This window comes from Legionella maceachernii, from assembly GCF_900167045.1.
GTDB classification, from domain to species: Bacteria; Pseudomonadota; Gammaproteobacteria; order Legionellales; family Legionellaceae; genus Tatlockia; species Tatlockia maceachernii.
In genome coordinates, this window is the sequence record NZ_FUXJ01000034.1 from 1 (window position 1) to 3771 (window position 3771).

A 3771-nucleotide genomic window follows, 5' to 3' on the forward strand; every position below is an offset into this window, starting at 1 on the left:
GCTCCTCACAAAGGGCTTAATATGATGTCTCCTAGACAGTTTTTAATGGCTGCTTTGAGGTAATTTTGCGGTCCGGTTTAATAGGGGCAACTCCAAAGCGTACTTGCTTGTGATTAAGCTGCTCGAAATAAAAGGACCAAATCTCGAACGTCCCTACGTCGACAGCCTTAATGGAACAAAAAAAGTAAAAAAACTTAAGGAATTAATGATACAGCATCAAGGAAGATCTTACAGGGTATTTTTTGCGTTTGATCCTGAGCGTCAGGCAGTTTTGCTATGTGGTGGAGATAAAACAGGAAATAAACGCTTTTATGACATTATGATTCCAATAGCAGAACAGGAATTTTTAAATCATTTGTCAGAAATAGAATAGCGAGGTATCTATCATGGCTAAACCATTATCAAAGCTCACTGAAAAAATTTCTAAAGAAGTTGATACCGCTGCAACAGCCAAAGCTGCTGAAATGTTAGCGGAAATGGATTTGGACGAGCTCAGGAAAGTATGTCATATCACACAAAATCAAGTTGCAGAGGTTCTTCAGATAACACAGCCTAGTGTCGCACAACTGGAAAAAAGAGATGACATTTATATTTCAACCTTGAGAAACTATTTATTTGCTTTGGGAGCGAAACTAGAGCTGGTAGCGTGCTTCCCTGACGGAAGAAAAGTATCTTTATCAGGATTTACTTATCTTAATTCCTCTAAATGAAATCTGCCTAAACATAAACATTAATCATAAGTCTCATGTTTAGTATTCAATGAATTACTGCAGAGGTCATAATAAGATTTAGAGAATACTTTGATACCAATTAATGTCAATTAATTACATTTCAAAACTGCTACCAAAAACGGTACCAAAATTATTTAAGGGTGTGGGATTCGTTATTTTTTGTTTTAACCACAGTAAAGGTTTTTGCTGCTAGGTCGACATTTTCTCATTTTAAGATGGCAGCTTCGTCTCTTCGTAAGCCTGTTATAAAAACTAATAATAAGTAATCGCGCGGACAATGTTGGTCAAATGATAAACTTCAGTAAGTTCCATTTTGGAACTCACTGCTAGACACTTTAATTTGGTACTTGCTGCGTACCAAATCTCAAAAAATTACATTTAAGTCTTATCGAGATTTAAAAAATAACGAGTCGCTTTAAGTTCGCCAGTTCGTTTAAGAATATTTTTTTTCACCAAATCATTCAAATCTCTGGTTGTTGTAGCGATAGGTGCGGCTGTTATATTCATATAATTTTTAGCACTTAAACCGCCTACAAACCCATCAGGCCCCGCATTAAATAATCTTAATAAAACCTTTTCTTGTCTTGGATTAATTTTACCTTCCGCTTCCTTTAAAATAATTGATTTCTTAATAATAAAATCAATATACAAAGAAGTACTTTGTTGCGCTTCTAGAGCGATATTAGCAAACCATGTCAACCAAGAGGTGATATCCAAGGTTTTGCTTGTTAATCCTAACTGTTGATAATATTCCTTTCGCTTTTTTAATAAAATTTTTGCCAATACCGTCATTACTGGTTTTGAAAATCCTTGAGATAAGGCTTTTTCTGCTATAGCTCGCCCTATTCTTCCATTTCCATCTTCAAAAGGATGGATACTCTCAAACCACAAATGGGCTATTCCTGCTCGGGTTAATGTGGGTAAAGGAGCTGAACCGGTGAGAGAACTCCGTTCAAACCAATCAATAAATTGATCCATTTCGGCCGGAACACGTATTGAGGGAGGCGCTTCAAAATGGATTTTTCGATTGTAATCAGGACCAGAAACAATTTGCATTGCTTCTTCATGTTTACGATATTGACCTATACTTTCTAAACGATGGCTATTACCCATTAAAAATTGATGCCATTCAAATAAAACCTGATGTGTTAGTGGACTAGAAATCGTTTGATATAAACTAACCATCATTTTAGCGATCCCACGCTCTGCCATGCTAGCTCTAGGAGATTCCGTAGACAATCCTAACTCTTTTTGTATAGACGATTGCACGCTATCTCTATTTAAATGCTCTCCTTCTATTTCTGAGCTATCCAAAGCATCTGTACACATTAAATCGATAAATAAATTTTGCTTACCTTCTTGAGATATATGTTGCGAAGAACCAATTAATAATACCCGCGTTCTCAGTAAAAGACTGTTCAAACACAACTAATTTATCGGAGTCCCAAGTAAAATTTGGCCAATCTTTAAGCTGCCAATTCCATTTCATGATTAATAACCTCGCTTTTTATTAATCACAATATAGCAGAATAATGATTAATAAAATATGGCTTTATTAATCACCTTTAGTTTCTTTAGAATTAATAAAATTAAATAATTGATTCTTTAGCGTCAGGGAAATTGCCATTTTACGAATTAAATTTTGTTTCAAATTTTCACATTGCAAAGCAATGTATATTGCGCCCTTAGAAAATTCTTTTCTTCGGGATCTAACGGTATTTTTTAAATTGATACTTTAAATATTGAGTTTTTGATTTTATAAAATAGTATAGTGACGTAAATATGATAGATGCTGAAACTGATGTGGTCAAACAAAATGTTACACCCCAGTTAAGCAACTTTCATTAAAAAATGGCTCTGTTTTTCAAATTGATTTGGGCTTAAATATCCCAAATATGAATGCAATCTGTGGCTGTTATAGAACATAGTGATGTAATTCAAAATATCCTGTTGAGCTTCCCATCGGGTTTGATAATTTCGCCATTGAACTCGTTCTTGCTTTAAACGTCCAAAGAAGCTTTCAATAACACTATTATCCAGCAATCTCCTCTTTTACTCATACTGCCAATATAACCTTTACTCGTTAATAAATTACGGTATTGGTAACTTGCGTACTGAGTTCCTCTATCTGAATGAATAACGAGTCCTGGTGATGGCTTTCGCTGCCAAATAGCCATATTCAGAGCATCACAGACTAATGTTGCTTTCATTCGAGAACCCATACTCCAGCCCACTATTTTTCTTGAAAATAAATCCATAACAACCGCTAAATAAAGCCAACCCTCCTGAGTCCAGACATAAGTAATATCGGATACGTAAGCTTTATTTGCTTCTTTAACATCAAATTGTCTATTTAAAACGTTTTCATAAACTGGTTGTTTATGGTTGCTATTTGTTGTCACTTTGTATTTCTTGCGATAACGAACAAAAACTTGCGCCTCTTTCATTAAATTTTGAGTTCGTCTTCTACCTATTGAATAACCTAATGCATTTAAAGCATTCTTCATCCTGCGGCTTCCATAACAATACTGGCTGGCTTCAGCTATTTTCTTCACCCACTCAATAACCTCTTGATGCTTAGGATTATCTGGTTTATTTCTCTGGCGTTGCTGGTAACTGTAATATCCATGCCGTGTAATGCCCAGGAGTTGGCACATTAAGCCAACTGGCCAGGTCTTCTTATTTTGGGCGACAAACGAATATTTTATTTCGTTTCTTGAGCAAAGAAGACCGCCGCCTTTTTTAAGATCTCCTTTTCCATCTTCAGGCGCTTATTTTCTTCCTGTAGGCGGCGTATTTCTAATTGCTCTGCAGTTAACTTGCCATTGCCTCGAAAGGCTTGGCTATCTTGCTCTCTGTGTTCTTTTATCCAACGGCTTAATAGCGCTTGAGCTATGTCTAAATTATTTGCTGCTTCCGTGACTCCATAGCCTTGTTCTAATACTAGGCTTATGGCATCCAATTTAAATTCTTTGGGGTATTTCTTTCTTAGCGTCATTACTTTCTCCAGTTAACTACATTATCTCTTAACTGGGGTGTA

General features: G+C 35.8%; 2 protein-coding genes and 3 pseudogenes. 2 read left to right on the forward strand and 3 right to left on the reverse strand.

What is annotated here, in order from left to right; all coding sequences use genetic code 11:
* Nucleotides 1–91: 91 nt before the first annotated feature.
* Nucleotides 92–373 (forward strand): annotated as a pseudogene (locus B5D33_RS16195) (type II toxin-antitoxin system RelE/ParE family toxin); the annotation flags it as partial.
* A gap of 13 nt (nt 374–386) precedes the next feature.
* Nucleotides 387–710, forward strand: a complete 324-nt coding sequence (locus tag B5D33_RS16200; RefSeq protein ID WP_058451746.1) for a helix-turn-helix domain-containing protein — start codon at nt 387–389, stop codon at nt 708–710.
* Nucleotides 711–1109: 399 nt separating this feature from the next.
* Here the strand turns inward: B5D33_RS16200 and B5D33_RS16205 are convergent, their stop codons facing one another.
* The 3 genes and pseudogenes from B5D33_RS16205 to B5D33_RS16210 form a co-directional block, all read right to left on the reverse strand.
* Nucleotides 1110–2153 (reverse strand): Fic family protein, encoded by a 1044-nt coding sequence (locus tag B5D33_RS16205; protein ID WP_234802538.1) that lies wholly within the window; start codon nt 2151–2153, stop codon nt 1110–1112.
* 10 nt (nt 2154–2163) lie between these two features.
* Nucleotides 2164–2220: pseudogene (locus B5D33_RS16930) on the reverse strand (hypothetical protein); the annotation flags it as partial.
* Between the two features lie 341 nt (nt 2221–2561).
* Nucleotides 2562–3729 (reverse strand): annotated as a pseudogene (locus B5D33_RS16210) (IS3 family transposase).
* Nucleotides 3730–3771 lie beyond the last annotated feature (42 nt).